The sequence below is a fragment of the Prevotella sp. Sow4_E9_plate genome, assembly GCF_052116205.1.
Lineage (GTDB): Bacteria > Bacteroidota > Bacteroidia > Bacteroidales > Bacteroidaceae > Prevotella.
In genome coordinates, this window is sequence record NZ_JBQKLN010000007.1 from 1 (window position 1) to 18759 (window position 18759).

Below are 18759 nucleotides of genomic sequence, written 5' to 3' on the forward strand. Positions count from 1 at the left end.
CTGTCTTTTTAAACATAGTCATTCTTTTAATTGATGGTGTAAAGATACGAAAAATATTCCAGATAACAGCATAAAGCAGAGATTATTTTCGTGAAATATAAACATTTTAAAAAGTCATTTTTGATAATTCCTCCAAAAGTAACCATCTGATAATCAAATGGGGTTATAGAAAAAAGAACCAAAAACTACTTTTTAAAGTGGACTCAGTTATTTTTCCTTGCCGAACAGCAATTCATAGTCGCGCTGGGCAGCAGGCTTGGTCCATGCTTCCGGTACGAACTTCCAGTTGTTGTTGGCTTTAGCCTCGATAGTGCCCATCTTTTCGATAGCTTCCATCAGGTAGTAGCGCTGGTCGCGCTTGCTGCGGTAGATGATTCGACTGTCCAGACTGTCCTTTGGAATTCCGGCGCCACGAGTGAGAAGCTCTCCGCCACCATTGCCACGATAGCTATTTACGGCTACATTGTACCATTTCTTCTCATCGAAAGGCTGACCGTTGCTCATGCGCAGAATCTTCACCTTCTCTCCGTCTGGCTTCGTAACATCCACCTCATAGTCGATTCCTGCAGCACTGTCAAAGTTGAAGGAGAGATTCTTGAAGCCCAGGCGCTGCTGATCGCCCTTGGTCTGGGTGTCGAGCAGAAGCAGATGATCATCAGGACTCTTCATGGTGTTCACCCAAAGGTCATAACTCATCTCCAGATGCTTGCGAATCTCTTCACCGGTGAGGCGCATCACGTAGAGCTGATTCTCATATTTATAGAGGTTGAACATATCGCTCACGTAGACAGGACCAGCGTTGATGGTGGAATTGAATTGGAGCGGAGCGTTGAAGGAAATGTCAGCCTTGGTCATTTCGAGCTGCAGGTTGAGGATGAAATCATTGAAGGCGCAGCTTCCGAAGAACGATTCACGGCTGTGGATGGTGTTCTTGAAAGTACCAATCTGCTTGCCCACATATTGGTTGATTTCTGCAATCTGAGGCTCGAAAGCCTTCATGAATTCCTCGTCGATAGGACATTTTGTCACATCGGCAAGGTTTCCTACCACTTTCTTGTCAGTCACTACATATTGCTTCTTACCGTTCACCTTCTTCTTGTTGAGGGTCAGAGTAATCTCTGCATCAGCTACGGAGAGGGCGTTATTGGCAGGGTCGAGACAAATAACAGGCTTGCCTTCCACATTGGTAACAGTCTCGTTGCATCGAGTGTGGTCATGACCAAAGAGTACTAGGTCGAAACCTGGCACATCCTTTGCAACTCTGAGCGAAGCATCCTCTTCATATTCAGGGGTAACGATTCCACCGTCCTTACCACTATGGAAGACGCCGATTACCACGTCCGGCTTCTCGTTCTCCAGGATGTGCTTCATCCATTTCCGGGCACTGGTCACCATGTTCTCGAAATGGAGACCGCTCCAGAGATTCTCTGTCAGCCAGTTAGGAATGGCTGGAGTCAGCAAGCCGAGCACGGCAACCTTCACACCCTCGCGGTTCAGGATGATGTAAGGCTTGACGTAAGGCTCTCCAGTCTTGGTGTCGATGATGTTGGCTCCCAAAACAGGGCAGTTCAACTCCTTGATCCATTTGTCGTAAACAGGATGACCGGTCTCAACATCATGGTTACCGAACGCCTGCGCATCATACTTCATATAGTTGACCACATCCGAAGCCACGTTGCGAGCCTGGGTGTTCACATAATTATAATAGTAGCAGGTGGGCTGTCCCTGGAGAATGTCGCCATTCTCCAGGAGAATAACATTGTCCTTATACGTCTTTCGAAGGTCGTTGACGTAGGAAGAAACTCTAGCCAGAGTACCTGCCTTTGGCTTCCGGTTGATGAAATCGTAAGGGAAGAAGGAACCGTGGACGTCACTCGTTTCGATCACTCTCAGTTTTACGGTACGTTGCTGTGCCATAGCGGGTGAGTTGATGGTAAGCGCCAGCAAGAGCGCTGCAAATACTAGTTTCATATTACTAAAAAGTTATTATTACTCTGCAAAAGTACAAAAAAGTTGGCAATTACGGCATACTTTTTGTTGGATAATTCAAAAAATAATTAAAAATAGGAGGTATAAGAATATGGCATTCGTAGATTATTACAAAATTCTTGGTGTTGACAAGAACATTCCTCAGAAGGATGTTCGAGCAGCCTATCGTAAGAGAGCTAAGCAGTTTCATCCTGACTTGCACCCTAACGACCCGAAGGCTAAGGCTAAGTTCCAGGCTTTGAACGAGGCGTATGAGGTGTTGTCAGATCCAGATAAACGTGCCAAATACGATCAGTTTGGCGAGAACTGGAAGAACGCCGGTGGCTTCGGTGGTGGTGGATTTGGTGGCGGCAGTGCCGGTGGCGCTGGCGGCAATCCGTTTGAGGGCTTCGACTTCAGCAGTTTCGGAAGTGGCGGAGGTGGATTCTCCAGCTTCTTCGAAAATCTCTTTGGCGGCGGCCGTTCCCGCAGCAGCCAGGGCGGTGCTGGTTTCGGCGGCTTCGGAGGCGGCGCTGGAACTGGCGGCTTTGGTGGCTTTGGCGGTTTCGGTGGAGCCAATGCCGGTTATGGCGCAGGTGCTGACTTCGGTACTGGCGGTTGCAACGGCGGCTGCGGCGGTCAGCAAGGTGCTCGAACCAACAATGGCGAAATGAACATGAACGTGAACATCGACATGTATACTGCCTTGCTGGGTGGTGAAGGAATCATCACGCTGAGCAACGGTTCGAAGATTAAGTTGAAGATCAAGCCTGAGACTCAGAACGGAACGAAGGTTCGTGTTCGTGGCAAGGGTTACGACCGTGGCGATGGAACCTTCGGTGATCTGATGATCACCTATAATGTGAAGTTGCCAACCGGCTTGAATGACAGACAGAAAGAGTTGCTTCGCCAGATGAAGGACGCAAAGTAGAAGTCAGATGCAATAAACAAAATCACCCTGTAAGGGCAAAAGCTTTAAAATAAGTCATTGAAACTTGAATGCTTTTGTTCTTACAGGGCGTTTTTATTTTCCCATATTTTATTTTCCCATATTTTTTATTGAGCAGGAGTTACCTTCGACATATTGAATGATGAAATCTTCAGGTCAGGAGAAACGGTGCTCGAAATCTTGAACAACTGTTCGTGCTTGGAACCGTCAGTCTTGTCAACCACCTGCTTGGCGGTGAACACTACCTGATATTCATATTCGCTGTCGCCAATCTCACGTTTCTTGATCTGATAATCATTGTTGATGTGCCAGTTCATGTTGGCAACATCCTCCTTATAGAGCTTGTCCATAAAGGTAACGACATCCGATTTCGGTGCAGAATTCTTGCCCAGCAGTGAAGAGAGAATGTCTTCGCAGTTGGCGAGCAACCCATCACCATCATGAGCGTTGATGCTCTGGAAGAACTGGCGATAGAGACTAGAGATAAATTCTTTCTCTTCCGGCTGCAGGTCACGCCCCTTCACTTTCTTCAGGGCATTCTCAGCCTCTTCGATGTGCGAACCGTCTCTGTGGTCATCCAGGTAGGTCTGATAAGCATCAGCCGTATCCGCATTCTTAGCCACATTCCAGTCGATGGAATCAATCTTGTTGATGGCTTCCTGCTTATGAATGCTGTTCGGATATTTCTCCAGATAAGCCTGCAGCGCATCTTTAGAACCGCTTACCACGGCATTGGTCCAGTCCTGATCCGTCTGCTTCAAACGGTCAAGATGGGCTGTAATCGAATCGCGGTGGGCTTCGTCTGCGTCCTTGTAGGTGTCCAGATAACTCTGCAGAACCATCGGGTCAGTACTCTGCATGGCGTATTCGTAAGCTTCCTTCTCCTTGTTCTTGTTGGCATTGTCATAGAAGTAATACAGGATTCCGCAGACGAGAACAGAGAAGATGAGCGAGATGATCAGAATGCTTCTGGTTCCCTTCTTCTTTTCTGGTTCCTTGTTTGCCGGATTCTGCTCGCCTCCGTTTCCGTTAGCTGCCGTTGGGCGTACTGGTGGAGGTGGAGGAGTTGCAGGCATTCCCGGATTTGCCGGTCTTGCTGGCTGCTGCATGGTTTGTCTTGCTGGCTGCTGAACTGGAGCAACCGGTTCCACTGGCTGTGCAGGCTGCACCGGTGCAGAAGGAGCAGGAGAGAATCCGCCTCTGCCACCTACCAATGTCGGATTGGGAGTCTGGCAGTTAGGACACATTTCAAGATAATTGAAATATACCTCTCCGCAGTTAGGGCATTTGGTGATTTTGCCCGCAATCTCTACACCGCAGCTTGGACATGTTGGTGCTTTATCGCTAATTTGGCGTCCACATTCTGGACATTTTATAATTGCCATAGTTTTATTTAAAGTTTATTGATTTACATATTTTAATTTCCAGATATCATTGATTTTCTAACCTCAAGCCCACACTTTTACCCCCTGAAGCTAATCATAAAGTTCAAAGCTCCAAGTTCAAAGTAACGAAGTTCAAAGTCATCGATGTCTGAATCTGATTTCTCTCAGTCTATGCCTTCCCATGAAGCGGCTTTTGTCAACATAACCATTGATTCCGTTCAGTCTGCCTTTACCTGTATACTGCCACATCTCGAAGTCTCTGCCGTCTGCCAATACGGGTTCCCGCTTGGAGTATTGGGCAATCATGAGCTTGTAGCTGTCCAGCTTGCCCAGCAGATAATGGTCGTAGAAGTTGGCTCCAGTATAGATGAGCGGCTTCTGTCTGTAGGCTTTTTCTACCAGATGCAGGAACTTGAACAGCGAGTCGCAGAACTCTTCAGTTTTCAGTCCGCTCTTGGTCTCCACGTCTATCATCGGCAGCAGGTCCTGATCCCCAGGTCGGCATTGTGCCATGAAATTCTCCAGCTGCGTCTGCTGCGGAATCCTGGCGCGGTAGAAGTGGTAGGATCCTACCTTGAGCCCGTACCGGTGAGCCAGGTCAATGTTCTTCTTATACTTGGCGTCTACGTTGGTTCCGCCTTCAGTAGCTTTCAGATAGACATAAGCCATCTTGGAATTATCACCTACAGTTTCCCAAAAGACATTCCCTTGGTAATGGCTGAGGTCAATACCATGTACATGACTGCAGGTATCTTCACATTGCACTTGAGCATGAAGCCCAAGGGTAAAAATAATGGTAATTATTGTTATGATACTTCTTTTCATAACTGCAAAGATACGAAAAACGTCCGATATATGCATCAGACGTGTTCGTTTTTTATATAAATTTATATTTCACTATTCTTCGATTTCCGAAAGTGAACGGAAGAAGTTGTTCATGAAATTGCTCATAGTCTCTATCGGAGCATACTGCAGGAAGCGCATGCTTCGGCGCAGATTCTTGCGCATGGTGCCTCCAGTAGTATGTACGAAGCCGGCATTGTTCTGTTCAAACTGGATGTCCTGATGCTCCGTAATGTTGTAATAGAGCGAGCGCAGCGTATGCTTGTATGCGCCAGGCTCTACGTGGCGAACAAACGGGATTTCGTCCTGTTCAAAGTCAAAGAAGGTGATGAGCACGCTTCCTTCCAGCTGTGCGATGCGCTGGATGCGAAGTTTGGTAAGCCATTTCTCCAGTTTCACGAAGTCTACCTTGTCGCCTTTCGTGCGCAGGTAGTTGCCCAGCTGGATGATTCCCTTCAGATTGATTCCGCTCTTCAGGATGCTGTTCACATTGCCCACGATGATGCGCAGCAGGTAGACGGTTTCTATCGAGGTGTCGATAGCATGGCGTTCGTCATCTTGTATCTTGGTAAGACGGCGATTCAGAAAACTGTTGTTCATGCGAACTTCTCCCTCTGGAATGTCGCTGAGGTTCTTCATCATCTGGGCAATCTTCTGCATCTTGAAGGTTGTCATTGGTTCCAGTTCTTCATCGGTTCCGAAATTCTCGGAACGCAGCTTGATGAAAAGGTTTCTCTGTAAAAAGTTCATATCGCCTGATTTTTAAATGATATTTTTCTGTTTAATAATATCGCTTCGGATAGCGGAAGATGATTGCGAGGAATGCGGCAATACCGATGGCTACCGGATAGTAGAGATAGGGCAGAATGTCCATCGGACTGATTCCTGCCAGACCGGCTGCCAGAAGCATCTGAACTCCGTAAGGAATCATTCCCTGCACCATACACGAGAAGGTGTCGAGGATACTGGCTGCCTTGCGGTTGTCTACGCCAAACTTATCACCTATCTTCTTTGCGATATTTCCTACAGTCAGGATTGCCACCGTGTTGTTGGCTGTGCAGATATTCACCAGCGATACGAGCGCAGCAATGGAGAGTTCGGCTCCACGCTTGCCGTGAACACGGGCGGTAATCTTGTCGATGATATAGTTGATTCCTCCGTTTTCCCGGATGATTTCCAGCATTCCACCTGCCATCATGGCGATAATCACCAGCTCGCCCATGCCCGTGATTCCATTGCCCATTGCCGAGAACCAGCCAAACAAGTCGTAGGAGAGGGGAGAACCGAGATAGTAGCTTGCCACGCCGATGAAGCCACAGAGTATCGTGCCCATTGCCAGAACAGCCATCACGTTCATGCCGGCTATGGCGCAGACGAGTACTAATATATAAGGTAATACCTTGACGTATTCCACGTCTGCAATGTCGGTTGGAGCCTGAAGACCGATTCCCATCACGGCATAGACGCCGAGGATGATGAGGGCTGCAGGACCCACGATGAGCGAATTCACCCTGAACTTATCGCTCATCCGGCAACCTTGCGTTTGGGTTGCCACCACCGTCGTATCAGAGATGAACGAAAGGTTGTCGCCAAAATAGGCGCCACCCACGATGATGGCGGTCATCATACCCACATTGCCGTGCATGGAACTAGCCAGTCCGGCTGCAATAGGAACCAGCGCCACCACCGTTCCTACGCTGGTACCGATGGAGACGGAGATGAAGCAAGCCGCCAGGAAGAGTCCTGGAAGAATCATGCTGGCAGGCAGAACGCTCAGCGCCAGGTTCACGGTGGCGTCTACAGCCCCCATCGCCTTTGCCGATGCTGCGAACGCACCTGCCAGTACGTATATCCACAACATGAGCATCAGGTTGTTGGCACCAGCACCTTTACTGTAGGTATCTACTCGCTTCTTGATGGGCATTCCACCCGAAATCGCCACGGCATAGATACTGGATATCATGAATGCCACGGTGAGCGACAAGCTGGTGTCCTTGTGAGTCGCATCCGTAGAATAGACGGTGAAAACTGCGATGAGGACAATCAGCAGAAATAACGGCGATAGCGCCAGCAAACCTTTTTTATTACTCATGTTTTATATTTAATGTTACAATGTTACTCCATTCTTGAAAATGGAGATTTCGCTGTAGCCGTTCTTCTCATTGCGGGCTTCCTCGCCATTGGCTACGGCGATAATCTTATCGATAAACTTACGTACAAGATCCTTCATCTCAGTACCCTCTACCAGTTCACCAGCATTGAAGTCAATCCAGTTTGGCTTGTTCTTTGCCAGATTGCTGTTGGTAGAAATCTTCATGGTTGGTACGAAGGTGCCGAATGGCGTTCCACGACCGGTGGTGAAGAGTACGAGCTGGCAACCTGCAGAAGCCAGTGCTGTGGCTGCTACGAGGTCATTGCCTGGAGCTGAAAGGAGGTTGAGACCGGTAGTCTCCAGACGATCACCATACTGCAATACGCCGCTGACCGGAGCACGGCCGCACTTCTGTGTACAGCCCAGCGCCTTGTCTTCGAGGGTAGAGATTCCACCAGCCTTATTGCCTGGAGAAGGATTCTCGCCAACTGGTTCACCGTGGCTGAGGAAGTACTCCTTGAAGTCGTTGATGAGGTGAACAGTCTTGTCGAAGAGTTCCTTGTTTTCACAACGGTTCATCAGGATGGTCTCTGCACCAAACATCTCAGGCACCTCGGTGAGGATAGATGTTCCGCCCTGAGCAACCAGCCAGTCAGAGAATTCACCTACCAATGGATTGGCTGTGATTCCGCTGAAGCCGTCAGAACCGCCACACTTCAAACCTACGCGGAGCTTGCTTACCGGCACGTCCTCGCGCTTGTCTTCCTTAGCCTTCTGATAGAGGTCACGGAGCAGCTTCATGCCTTCCTCCAGCTCATCGCCTTCAACCTTTTGTGTTACAAGAAGTTTGATGCGGTCCTTATCGTAGTCGCCAAGCATCTCCATGAAAGCGTCAGCCTGATTGTTCTCACAGCCGAGAGAGAGTACGAGCACAGCGCCAGCATTTGGATGAAGGCAGATGTCTCGCAACACCTTACGGGTGTTCTCATGGTCGCCTGAAAGCTGAGAACAGCCATAGTTATGGTGCCATGCGTGGATGGCGTCGATTCCCTCGCAGTTGGTCTCCTTCTTCAGGAGTTCAACAAGCTTCTCTGCGATTCCGTTCACGCAGCCCACAGTAGGGACCACCCAAATCTCGTTTCTTACACCTACTTCGCCGTTCTTGCGAACGAATCCCTTGAAGGTGCGGTACTCCTGTGCGATGCTCAACTGCTCGTCTACTGGGTTGTAGGTGTACTCCAGAGTTCCGGCAAGATTGGTCTTGAGATTATTCTCGTTCACCCATTCGCCCTGCTTCAGGTCCTTCTTGGCGTGGCCGATTGGATAACCATACTTGATGATGTCCTTTCCTTCGGCAGCATCGTCGATGAGCACCTTATGTCCAGCAGGAGTATCCTGCAACAGGGTGATGGTCTTACCATCTACCTCAATCTCTTCGCCCTTCTTCATTGGGCGCAAGCAAACCACTACCGAGTCGGCAGGGTTAATCTTGATAAAGCTTGATAGTTTCATTCTGTAGTTGTTTTTATATATTTATAATTATGTATATATTCAAATACTTATTTCCTTCAATCAGAATCATTTTAGATTTGCGTTCTGCGATAAAAGTCTACGTTCTCCTTCATCAGCAGCTCGATAGGCATGTAGTTCACGGTGGCCACCTTCTTCTTCAGCACGATTGCCCGGAAGAGGGTGTCTACACAGTAGTAACCCTGCATGTAGGCGTGCTGTGCGATGAGGAACGAGATGCTTCCCTCGCGCAGACAGTGGGCATTCTTCTCCACCATGTCATAGCCCATGATCTGAACATTACGGCGGTTGGTTTTCAGGAGGAAGTCGCCCACGATATGTGCCTTCGATGTCATGGTGATGCAGTGATGCGTATCCGGATGCTCGGCAAAATATCTCTCCAACATCTTCACGTATTCGTTTCGGGTTCCGTTGAGCGGCAGGTCGAGTACCTTGATTTCCACCTGTGGGAAGTGATCGTGCATGTAGTGGCGGAAACCTACCTCTCGGTTGTCCTGCTGCTTGCTGACCACCTTTCCGTCCTTGGTCTGTCTCATCAGCATGATTTCCTTTTCGCCACTGGCAATCATCATCAGCACCTTGGCTGAGAAGAAGCCAGAGCAGAACGAATCCTGACCGAAGAATGAGAGCGGACGCAGGTCGGGCATGTATGAGTCGAGGAGGATGAAGGGGATGCTTTTATGATGCAGCTGTTCGGTCAACTCCCGTGTTACGGCGAGCGAAGACGGAACCACGATGACGCCCTCAGGCTGTGCTTCCAGAATCTCTTTCGACATATCACGGAACGAATCCTCATTGGAGCGCTCGTAAAATCTGATTTCTACGTCGATATGGAAATCGCGGCGCACCTCTTCACACTTCTTTGCACCTTCCTCTATCTCTTCCCAGTAAGCTTCCGATTCGTGCTTAGGGAGGAGCAGATAGAAGGTGTACGATTTGTTGTACGCCAATGCACTGGCGTACATGTTGGGTTGGTAATTCATCTCCTTCAGCGCCTTCTCCACCTTTTCACGGGCAGTCTTGGATACGTTGGGGCGCTCATGGAGAACTCGGTCAACCGTTCCGACGGATACGCCAGCTCTTTCAGCAATATCCTTGATTCTGATTTTTTCGGCCATTGTTTTAAGTATTTATTTTTGAGGAAAGCTTCTCGCGAACATTATTATATAGTAATATGTGCCGGCTGTGCATTTCCATCAATTGATTATTGAACCAAAGCATGTGTGTGCGACCACAGTTCATACTTTCGGGCACAAATATACAATAAAAAAATGAATTGTGCGAATACACAGCTGTTTTTTTGCACAAAAACCAAAAAAAAGTATTGAAAAAAGGAAAAATACGGGTAAAAACGAAAAAAAATCCTTTTTTATTTCGTTATTTGGGAAATTATGGTTATTTTTGCCAACGATATGAGACGGTGACTTAAAACATTGTCAAGATCATGTAATGATGAGTTCCTAGAATTGTCAATTACAAACAAACATAAAAACAATAAATTAAAACTATCAACAATGGCAAAAATTGTAACATTAGGTGAAATTATGCTTCGTTTGTCACCAGAAGGCAACGAGCGCTTCATTCAGAGTGATTCATTCCGCATCATCCCTGGCGGTGGTGAAGCTAACGTAGCTGTCAGCTTGGCTAACTATGGTCACGAGGCTTACTTCGTATCTAAGCTGCCAAAGCACGAGATTGGTCAGATTGCCCTGAATGCTCTCCGTCGCTATGGTGTAAACACTGATTTCATTGCTCGTGGTGGCGACCGTGTTGGTCTTTACTATGCTGAGACTGGTGCTTCTATGCGCCCATCAAAGGTTATCTACGACCGTGCTCACAGCGCTATCGCAGAGGCTGATGCTGCAGATTTCGATTTCGATAAGATCATGGAGGGTGCCCAGTGGTTCCACTGGAGCGGTATTACTCCTGCTATCAGCGACAAGGCTGCTGAGTTGACCAAGTTGGCTTGTGAGGCTGCTAAGCGTCATGGCGTAACTGTTTCTGTTGACCTCAACTTCCGCAAGAAGCTGTGGACTTCAGAGAAGGCTATCTCTGTGATGCGTCCTTTGATGAAGTACGTTGACGTTTGCATCGGTAATGAGGAAGATGCTCAGCTCTGCCTGGGCTTCAAGCCAGATGCTGACGTAGAGGGCGGCAAGACAGATGCTGAGGGTTACTACGGCATCTTCCAGGGTATGATGAAGGAGTTCGGATTCAAGTATGTTGTTTCTACTCTCCGTGAGTCTCTCTCTGCTACACACAACGGCTGGAAGGCTCTTATCTATGACGGCAAGGACTTTTACCAGAGCAAGCACTATGATATCAACCCTATCATCGACCGCGTAGGTGGTGGTGACTCTTTCTCTGGTGGTCTGATCCACGGTCTCCTGACCAAGGAGACTCAGGCAGAGGCATTGGAGTTCGCAGTAGCTGCTTCTGCATTGAAGCACACTATCCCTGGCGACTTCAACCTCGTTTCTGCTGATGAGGTAGAGAGTCTTGCTGGCGGTAACGCTAATGGTCGCGTTCAGCGATAACATTTAACACTTAACATTAAAATAAAAATGGCAAAGTTTAGCAAAATGCAGGTCATGGCAGCCATGAAAGAGACTGGTATGGTTCCTGTATTCTTCAATAAGGACGTTGAAATATGCAAGAACGTAATCAAGGCTTGCTATGAGGGTGGCGTTCGCGTTTTCGAGTTTACTAACCGAGGTGACTTCGCTCACGAGATTTTCGGTGAGTTGGTAAAGTGGGCTGACAAGGCTTGCCCTGAGATGATCTTGGGTGCTGGTACAGTGGTTGACGCTGGTACAGCTTCTCTCTATCTCCAGTTGGGTGCCAACTTCATCGTAGGTCCTAACTTCAACCCTGACATTGCACCAGTCTGCAACCGTCGCCTGGTACCATATTCACCAGGTTGTGGTTCTGTTACAGAAATCAACAATGCTCAGGCAGCAGGTTGCGATGTGACCAAGGTATTCCCTGCAGGTAACGTAGGTGGTCCTTCATTCGTCAAGAATGTGATGGCACCATTGCGTTGGAGCAACATCATGGTAACAGGTGCCGTAGAGCCAACAGAGGAGAATCTTACTCCTTGGATCAAGGCTGGCGTTCTCTGTGTAGGTATGGGCTCTAAGCTCTTCCCTAAGGAGACTGTTGCTGCTGGCGACTGGGCTGCTATCACAGCTAAGTGCCAGGAAGCTCTTGGCTATATTGCCAAGGCTCGCGCTTAATTTTGAAAATCGTTTTTAAATAAAAGTTGTTTGGTTTTTATGCTTATGCATAAAAAGAAATGTCATCTTTATAGCGTCGTCATCAACCTTGTGGTGGTGGCGGCGCTTTTCTTTTCAGCTTGTTCGCCTGCCCATCAGTATGAGGTGGATAAGTTGAACAGCCAATCCTATGCTCTTCACTATCGCAACCTCGACTCTACCAAAGTGCTGGCAAAGAGAGCCTTAGCTCTTTCCGGCGATTATCCTACCGGTTATGCAGAGGCTTGCAACAACCTTGCCTTCGTGGCTATAGCCAAGATGGATTACAAGCTTGCCAAACAGTGGCTCAACCAGGTGGAAGAACGCAGCGACAACCAGATAGAACTCCTTATTGCCGACGTCCAGAATATGCGACTCTGTCAGCGGGAAGCCCGCAACAAGGATTTCTACGCCTATCGTGAGAAAGCGATGCGCCGACTGCGCCGAATAGGCGAGGAGACTGATAACCTTCCTCCTCGTGAATATCAGCGTGCGGTCTATGCCCAGTCAGAGTTTGCGGTTGTGGCTTCCACCTATTTCTATTATGTACAGTTGGAGAAGCCGATGATGCAAGCCCTGAACCAGATAGACCCTGACGCCTTGGAGCAGGACACAGCCCAGTATCTGAACTATCTCTACAATTACGGTTCGGGTGGAGCGATTACCCACGGTACTCAGCACGAGATTCTGCAGGCAGAATTCGATATGCTCATCAGATGCTACATGCTGGCGAGCGGTCCTAATCCTTATCCTTACTGGCAGGCGAATGCCCTTCAAGCTATCAGCGAACATATCCAGGATGAAGACAACCGGGAGTTCCTCATCAGGAACAACCTGCCTGCCTTCCAGTATCTCAACATCGAGCAGATGCCAGCCAACCTGCTTGCCGGCAACTTTGCCCAGCGGGCGCTCAATCTCTTCAGCAGCTATGGCGATGTTTATCAGACGGCAGGAGCCCATCGTACCCTTGCCGAGTGCTATTGGCAAATCAGGGATTACCAGTCGTCGCTCGACTGTCTGAACCATGCGCTCTATGACAACAAGGCTATCTTCCAGGCGCCCGACCTCGTGGCTTCCATCCGCGAGCAGATGAGCCTGGCTTATTCCGCACTCGACGACAAGGTGAAGAGCGACTACAACCGCAACGCCTATCTCGACCTGCAGGAGTCTTCCCGACAGGACCGCCAGCTCGAAGCCCGTGCAGCCCAGCTCGACGATATCGCCACGATTCTCAATGTCATGATCATCGCCGTGATAGCCATGATTGTCATTGCCGTCATCCTGCTCTATGTCTTCGACTATATGAAGCGCAAGAAAGCCAAGGAGGAATCCACGGAAGAACTGCTTAAACCTCTGCATGAACGAATGGAACTTAATGCTCAGAAACATAAAGAATTCCTTGAGAAGTTTGAAGAGGAAACAGAACGCCGTATGGAATTGACGATGAGAGTATCTGCCAACAAGGAACGCAACGTGGAGCAGCGCACCAAAGTGGAGTTTGCCAACTCAAATCTTTCGTATATAAACCGTATGCTGAACGAGGTGACCCGACTCTGCAAGGGTGGTGAAACTGAGGAGGTAAGAAAACAGCGCTACCAGTATATATTGGAATTGGTAGATGTCATTGAAGATTATAACAGTACCCTGACACGCTGGATTCAGATGAAGCAGGGAATGCTGAATCTCCGCATTGAGAGCTTCTCCCTGCAACAGCTCTTCGACATTGTGGAGAAGGGAAAGACGAGCTTCCAGATGAAGGGCATCAGGCTCGTGGTGAAGCCGACGGATGCTGTTTTGAAAGCCGACCGTGCCCTGACGCTCTTCATGATCAATACGATAGCCGACAACGCCAGGAAGTTTACTCCTGCCGGTGGCGAGGTGGTCGTCGAGGCTCAGGTCAAGGCAGAGGATAAGTATGTGGAGATTTCCATCACGGACAACGGAAGGGGTATGGACGAGGAACAGCTGGCTCATGTCTTCGACCGCGCCTATACCGGCGGACATGGTTTCGGACTGATCAACTGCAAGGGAATCATCGAGAAATACAAGAAGACGAGCCGCATGTTTGACAAGTGCGATATTTCTGTACAAAGCAAGGTGGGCAAGGGGAGCCGTTTTGCCTTCCGCCTTCCTGCGGGTCGTATGCTCCTGCTGTCGTTGCTGATAGCCCTGTTCTCATGTCTTCCTTCAGGCAGCGCCTGGGCAAAGATGCAGAAATCTCATGGCTCTCATCATCAGCACAAGCGTACAGCCGTTCAGAAGCCGCTCAATCTGCAGCGAGCCGACCAGTATGCCGACAGCGCCTATTTCAGCAATGTCAACGGTCATTACGAGCGCACGCTTGCCTTCGCCGATTCAGCAAGAGAGTATCTCAACCGCCATTATCTCTCGCTCCGACCTAAGGGAACCTTCCTGATGGTGAAGTATCCCAAGTCGGGAGCCATAGCCGAACTGCAGTGGCTCAGAGACAGTCTGCCAACCGACTACAACGTGATTCTCGATATCCGCAACGAGAGTGCTGTGGCTGCCCTGGCGCTCCACCAGTGGGACCTGTATGCCAGCAACAACAAGGTCTACACCCAGCTCTTCAGGGAGATGAGCGCCGACAATACGCTCGATGAATACGTGCGCACGATGGAGGTTTCCAAGAACTCCAAGAATGTGGCGGTGGTTCTCCTGATACTCCTCCTGCTGCAGCTGCCGCTGGCTTACTATCTGCTGTATTATCGCCACATCCTGCGCTATCGCTTCGCCGTAGACAAGGTGAATACCATCAACCAGATTCTGCTCAGCAGCAGCTCTGACAAGGAAAAGCTGCAGCGAATCAGCGAGATATGGGATGAGAAAACCAGCCGTAGAGCCAACAGCGAACAGCTCAACGAGGTGGTGGTGCGCATCGAGAAAGCGCTGAACGACGGCATTGCAGATGTCCGGAAGGACTACAGCAGACTGGAACTGCTGGAAGATGAAATCCATCGAACGGAATACGAGGGCGACAAGCTGTATGTTGCCAATCAGGTGCTCGACAACTGTCTCTCTGCCCTGAAACACGAAACGATGTATTATCCGTCGCGCATCCGACAGCTCATCGAAACCAATCCCGATGATGTGGAATCGCTACGCGAGCTGATAGAGTATTACAAATCGGTATATACCATGCTGAGTACGCAGGCTATGGAGCAGGCGAAGGGTATGGTAAGGCTGGATTACCACCTGCTGGAGCTTCTTTTCGAAATCCTGATAGCCAATACGAAGAAGTGCGACATCAGAATCGAGACTACGGACGGAAATCCTTATACCGAGGTGTATGTGAAGCAGCATGAGTCGGCTTACGTTTCCCGCCAGATTACCGATTTCTTTTCTTCAACTACCGTGGATGTCAATTATCTCGTGGCAAGACAGATAGCCAGAGAGGTAGGTGATATTACCAACTTGCGCGGCTGCGGTCTCAGTTCCACTGCCGGATCTGACGGCAGTGCTATCATCACGGCTGTCCTGCCTGTAGCGGTCGTTAAGAGAATCGACTTCGAGGGCTTGAAGGAAAGATGGAAACATAAGGTTGAATTAGAAATAACAGAAGTTCAGCATGAGAAAACTCAAGCTGGAGTTGAATAGAAATACTAAAAATAGAATAGAGATATGGAGAATTTTAAAGTGATTATAGTAGAAGATGTGCCACTGGAGCTGAAAGGTACCGAGGGCATCTTCAAGACAGACATTCCTGAGGCAGAAATCATTGGAACTGCCGAAAACGAACCGGCTTACTGGCGACTTATCAAGGCGCAGAAGCCCGACCTCGTGCTGCTCGATCTGGGATTGGGCGGTTCTACCACCATTGGCGTGGAAATCTGCCGCAGCACCAAGCAGCAGTATCCCGACGTGAAGGTGCTCATCTTTACAGGCGAGATCCTCAACGAGAAGCTTTGGGTGGATGCGCTGGATGCCGGATGCGACGGAATCATCCTAAAGAGCGGTGAACTGCTCACCCGTGGTGATGTGGCGAGCTGCATGGGCGGCAAGAAGATGGTCTTCAACCAGCCTATCCTGAAGAAGATTATCGAGCGATTCAAGAAGAGCGTGAACAGCGAGCTGATGCGCCAGGAGGCTCTCATCAATTACGAGATTGATGAATATGACGAGCGTTTTCTGCGCCATCTTGCCCTGGGCTACACCAAGGAGCAGATTACTGGCCTGCGAGGAATGCCTTTCGGCGTGAAGAGTCTGGAGAAGCGCCAGAACGAGCTGGTGCAGAAGCTGTTTCCTGACGGCAACAACGGCAATAGCGTGAATGCCACCCGACTGGTGGTAAGGGCCTGCGAACTGCGCATCCTGGATATTGATAATCTCGTGGCTGACGAGGAGTAGGTCACGAGGGAGATAAGTCATGGGGAATAGGACTATGAGGAATAGGATATCGATTTATCGGAAGTTGACCCGTTTGGGGGCATGGCTGGCTAGCGGATTGCTGGTTGGCCAGTGCGTTCTGGTGCTGGTATCGTGGCTGCAGACGGCTGCGATGCCGGAAACCTTCCCGCGCACGTTGCTCAATGCCGAGGGCATCCGATGGTTCTTCGGACGCTTTACGGAGAATCTGATGCAGCCGATGCTGGTCTGGCTCCTGCTGCTCTGCATCTCGCTGGGGGCACTCTACAGGAGCGGTCTGCTTCATTTCAACGGCAGGGAATATCGCCAGCGGGTAGCCATGCGAGTGGTGTTTTTCGAGTTTCTGCTGTTCGTCTTCGTGATGGTTTGTCTCACGATGGTTCCCCATGCTATATTGCTGAACGTGATGGGTGGCATCTGGGGCAGTAGTTTTACGAAGAGTCTCCTTCCGTACATTTGTTTTGCGGTCATGGTGATGAGTCTCACCTTTGGTGTGGCGAGCAACCGCTTCCGTTCGCTCACGGAGGCTTATGAGGCGTCGTATTTCGGCATCCGCGTCTTTGCTCCGCTCTATCTCCTCTACGTTCTCTCCGTCCAGCTCTACAGTTCCCTGGTTTATCTTTATTTCTAAAAGGACGGGGCTAATATCTCTGTGGAATATGAAAATATCTCTGAGAGATAAATTAATATATCCGTGGAATATAATATTATTTCTGAGAGATAAAATAATATATCCGTGGGATATGATAATATCTCTGTGGAATATGAAAATACAGAACTTTCTCATGTGGTTCAAGAACGGGCTGAAGGCCCAAAAGCTCCTAGCCCAGGGCAGCGCCCTGGGTATAATAACATTTTCAGCAAGGCGCCCTTACAGGGCGACAGGTTTGCGACAATAAAAAACCCAGGGCGATGCCCTGGGCTAGGAGCTTCTGCCCTTTTCAGGGCGTATGGGGAAAACGGGCTCTGCGCCTTTCCCTTCGGCCGATGGCCGTTGGTTCAGGGCGTATGGTAAAACGGGGGTCTTTAAAATATGGGTAAAACGAGCTTCTTTAAACTATGGATAAAAAGGGTAGGGATATGAAAAGCCCTGCAAGAGGTAGCTTGTTGCAGTTCTCTTGCAGGGGATTTTTGTATATAATTGGGCTTACTTGTGAAGTTTTTTCCTAATGATGGTTACTGCTGGCTGTTAATATCTTTGTTTTCATCTTTCCATGTTTCTACGGATGGTTCGAAATTAATTGGCTGCAAAATAGCTTTGCCATCTCTATCATAACCACCACCGAATATCAAGGTGTAGACATAACGCTTGCCTGGCTCCCAAGTAGCACTAAATGGTACATAGAGAGTTTCAAAGCCGTTTTTGCCGAATAGATATGTATTATTCTGCTTGATTCTGCAACTGATTTCAAGATATGTAAGCTTGTCTTTGTTAGCAGCATCTATGTTTTTATCAGAAGGTACCCAAGGTCTTAAGACTTGTGGAACAAATAGCATTGGCTTTGTGAAAACATCAGTACCGGTACTTTTGACGGTTACTTGTCCATCCATTCCAACCGTTAATGTGGAAGCTGTAGGAGGAATTTGAGTCCAGTCTGTTCTTTGAGGCTCCCCTGCAGGAATAGTGAAGCTACCAGCCAATTGGGCATTGTGGAAATTGATTCCGTTAATCTCTACTTCCAATTTGTCATCATTGGTTTTTGCCTTAAACAAAACCTGAGACAAAATATGCTTGAAAGTCAGGTTTACCTTACCGTTAGCTTTTGTCTGTCCCTTGGCAACAGCATACATTACATCAAGATTTTGATGAGTGCTTGATGTGCCATACTCGTCAAAACTATTATACATAATCGTCTGTGAATTATTATTGATTTCCCAAAAATAATGATCTTGCGAATTCTCCTTGGACACTGTTCCTGGACTTACAGCATAAAAATCCAGCGAATAATCTGGCCAATATCGAAGGTCTGAAGGATCATTAGATGTCCAGGCACGGTTCACAGCGTCATACTTGATGTGAACACCATTATGAGCGGAAAGATCATTATCAGTATCATTATTACCCATAAAAGCGTTGCCTTCACCATCAAAGGCATATACCTTGAAGTCCGTTTTTGTGATATCCCCAGAATTAATAATCGTTGCTCTAGATCCCATCTGGCTGCCAACGGTATGGAAGCCGATTGGGGTCTTTTCCTGAACGGTGTCAATGCTTGCGAGCTCGGTGTCCGAGCATCCTGACAGCGATGCCATTACGGCAAAGGCTGCAGTTAATAAATAAATTTTGTTCATAAGATAATTAAATTTACTGAAACATTAAATATATAATTGGTTTATTTTACCTGAAAACTTTCT

General features: G+C 48.5%; 14 protein-coding genes. 6 read left to right on the forward strand and 8 right to left on the reverse strand.

Translation table 11 applies throughout. From position 1 onward, the window contains the following. Window positions 1–207: 207 nt before the first annotated feature. On the reverse strand, window positions 208–1971 hold the full coding sequence (locus ACTQ53_RS04150) for a bifunctional metallophosphatase/5'-nucleotidase (protein WP_441932169.1): 1764 nt from the start codon (window positions 1969–1971) through the stop codon (window positions 208–210). A 109-nt stretch (window positions 1972–2080) separates the two neighbouring features. On the opposite strand from ACTQ53_RS04150, the gene ACTQ53_RS04155 reads away from it, so the two are divergent. Continuing rightward, the gene (locus ACTQ53_RS04155) at window positions 2081–2899 is read left to right on the forward strand and encodes a DnaJ domain-containing protein (protein ID WP_217761218.1); all 819 of its coding nucleotides are present in this window, start codon (window positions 2081–2083) and stop codon (window positions 2897–2899) included. A 125-nt stretch (window positions 2900–3024) separates the two neighbouring features. On the opposite strand, the gene ACTQ53_RS04160 is transcribed toward ACTQ53_RS04155, so the two are convergent. The 6 genes from ACTQ53_RS04160 to ACTQ53_RS04185 form a co-directional block, all read right to left on the reverse strand. Then, entirely contained in the window at window positions 3025–4302 is a 1278-nt protein-coding gene (locus ACTQ53_RS04160; protein WP_294970497.1) for a double zinc ribbon domain-containing protein, read from the reverse strand. A gap of 138 nt (window positions 4303–4440) precedes the next feature. After that, window positions 4441–5127: a glycoside hydrolase family 25 protein gene (locus tag ACTQ53_RS04165; protein ID WP_153126117.1), complete on the reverse strand. Its 687-nt coding sequence runs from the start codon at window positions 5125–5127 to the stop codon at window positions 4441–4443. 72 nt (window positions 5128–5199) lie between these two features. Then, complete coding sequence (locus ACTQ53_RS04170; RefSeq protein WP_295346452.1) at window positions 5200–5895, reverse strand: hypothetical protein; 696 nt, start codon at window positions 5893–5895, stop codon at window positions 5200–5202. A gap of 31 nt (window positions 5896–5926) precedes the next feature. Further along, on the reverse strand, window positions 5927–7237 hold the full coding sequence (locus ACTQ53_RS04175) for a Na+/H+ antiporter NhaC family protein (RefSeq protein WP_294970503.1): 1311 nt from the start codon (window positions 7235–7237) through the stop codon (window positions 5927–5929). A 15-nt stretch (window positions 7238–7252) separates the two neighbouring features. Then, window positions 7253–8749: a UxaA family hydrolase gene (locus tag ACTQ53_RS04180; protein WP_441932173.1), complete on the reverse strand. Its 1497-nt coding sequence runs from the start codon at window positions 8747–8749 to the stop codon at window positions 7253–7255. 71 nt (window positions 8750–8820) lie between these two features. Further along, window positions 8821–9885: a LacI family DNA-binding transcriptional regulator gene (locus ACTQ53_RS04185; RefSeq protein ID WP_441932175.1), complete on the reverse strand. Its 1065-nt coding sequence runs from the start codon at window positions 9883–9885 to the stop codon at window positions 8821–8823. A 396-nt stretch (window positions 9886–10281) separates the two neighbouring features. Here ACTQ53_RS04185 and ACTQ53_RS04190 point away from each other — a divergent pair, with 396 nt between their 5' ends. Genes ACTQ53_RS04190 through ACTQ53_RS04210 form a run of 5 tightly spaced genes read left to right on the forward strand, consistent with a single transcriptional unit; the run spans window position 10282 to window position 17035 of the window. Beyond that, the gene (locus tag ACTQ53_RS04190; RefSeq protein WP_294970509.1) at window positions 10282–11304 is read left to right on the forward strand and encodes a sugar kinase; all 1023 of its coding nucleotides are present in this window, start codon (window positions 10282–10284) and stop codon (window positions 11302–11304) included. 27 nt (window positions 11305–11331) lie between these two features. Continuing rightward, a complete protein-coding gene (locus ACTQ53_RS04195) occupies window positions 11332–12003 on the forward strand; it encodes a bifunctional 4-hydroxy-2-oxoglutarate aldolase/2-dehydro-3-deoxy-phosphogluconate aldolase (protein ID WP_006846600.1) in 672 nt (223 codons plus the stop codon). A gap of 45 nt (window positions 12004–12048) precedes the next feature. After that, on the forward strand, window positions 12049–15636 hold the full coding sequence (locus ACTQ53_RS04200) for a DUF5112 domain-containing protein (RefSeq protein WP_441932177.1): 3588 nt from the start codon (window positions 12049–12051) through the stop codon (window positions 15634–15636). A gap of 24 nt (window positions 15637–15660) precedes the next feature. Further along, a complete protein-coding gene (locus tag ACTQ53_RS04205; RefSeq protein ID WP_153126131.1) occupies window positions 15661–16386 on the forward strand; it encodes a DUF5932 domain-containing protein in 726 nt (241 codons plus the stop codon). 34 nt (window positions 16387–16420) lie between these two features. Next, window positions 16421–17035 (forward strand): ABC transporter substrate-binding protein, encoded by a 615-nt coding sequence (locus tag ACTQ53_RS04210; RefSeq protein WP_153126133.1) that lies wholly within the window; start codon window positions 16421–16423, stop codon window positions 17033–17035. A 545-nt stretch (window positions 17036–17580) separates the two neighbouring features. On the opposite strand, the gene ACTQ53_RS04215 is transcribed toward ACTQ53_RS04210, so the two are convergent. Beyond that, window positions 17581–18696, reverse strand: a complete 1116-nt coding sequence (locus tag ACTQ53_RS04215) for a fimbrillin family protein (RefSeq protein ID WP_441932178.1) — start codon at window positions 18694–18696, stop codon at window positions 17581–17583. Window positions 18697–18759 lie beyond the last annotated feature (63 nt).

What these genes read in the sequence shown, in the direction of transcription:
- ACTQ53_RS04190 (WP_294970509.1), top strand. Translation starts at nt 10,282, where the DNA reads ATGGCAAAAATTGTAACATTAGGTGAAATTATGCTTCGTTTGTCACCA.
- ACTQ53_RS04175 (WP_294970503.1), bottom strand. Translation starts at nt 7,237, where the DNA reads ATGAGTAATAAAAAAGGTTTGCTGGCGCTATCGCCGTTATTTCTGCTG.
- ACTQ53_RS04155 (WP_217761218.1), top strand. Translation starts at nt 2,081, where the DNA reads ATGGCATTCGTAGATTATTACAAAATTCTTGGTGTTGACAAGAACATT.
- ACTQ53_RS04205 (WP_153126131.1), top strand. Translation starts at nt 15,661, where the DNA reads ATGGAGAATTTTAAAGTGATTATAGTAGAAGATGTGCCACTGGAGCTG.
- ACTQ53_RS04185 (WP_441932175.1), bottom strand. Translation starts at nt 9,885, where the DNA reads ATGGCCGAAAAAATCAGAATCAAGGATATTGCTGAAAGAGCTGGCGTA.
- ACTQ53_RS04195 (WP_006846600.1), top strand. Translation starts at nt 11,332, where the DNA reads ATGGCAAAGTTTAGCAAAATGCAGGTCATGGCAGCCATGAAAGAGACT.
- ACTQ53_RS04200 (WP_441932177.1), top strand. Translation starts at nt 12,049, where the DNA reads ATGCATAAAAAGAAATGTCATCTTTATAGCGTCGTCATCAACCTTGTG.
- ACTQ53_RS04210 (WP_153126133.1), top strand. Translation starts at nt 16,421, where the DNA reads ATGAGGAATAGGATATCGATTTATCGGAAGTTGACCCGTTTGGGGGCA.
- ACTQ53_RS04160 (WP_294970497.1), bottom strand. Translation starts at nt 4,302, where the DNA reads ATGGCAATTATAAAATGTCCAGAATGTGGACGCCAAATTAGCGATAAA.
- ACTQ53_RS04150 (WP_441932169.1), bottom strand. Translation starts at nt 1,971, where the DNA reads ATGAAACTAGTATTTGCAGCGCTCTTGCTGGCGCTTACCATCAACTCA.
- ACTQ53_RS04180 (WP_441932173.1), bottom strand. Translation starts at nt 8,749, where the DNA reads ATGAAACTATCAAGCTTTATCAAGATTAACCCTGCCGACTCGGTAGTG.
- ACTQ53_RS04215 (WP_441932178.1), bottom strand. Translation starts at nt 18,696, where the DNA reads ATGAACAAAATTTATTTATTAACTGCAGCCTTTGCCGTAATGGCATCG.
- ACTQ53_RS04165 (WP_153126117.1), bottom strand. Translation starts at nt 5,127, where the DNA reads ATGAAAAGAAGTATCATAACAATAATTACCATTATTTTTACCCTTGGG.
- ACTQ53_RS04170 (WP_295346452.1), bottom strand. Translation starts at nt 5,895, where the DNA reads ATGAACTTTTTACAGAGAAACCTTTTCATCAAGCTGCGTTCCGAGAAT.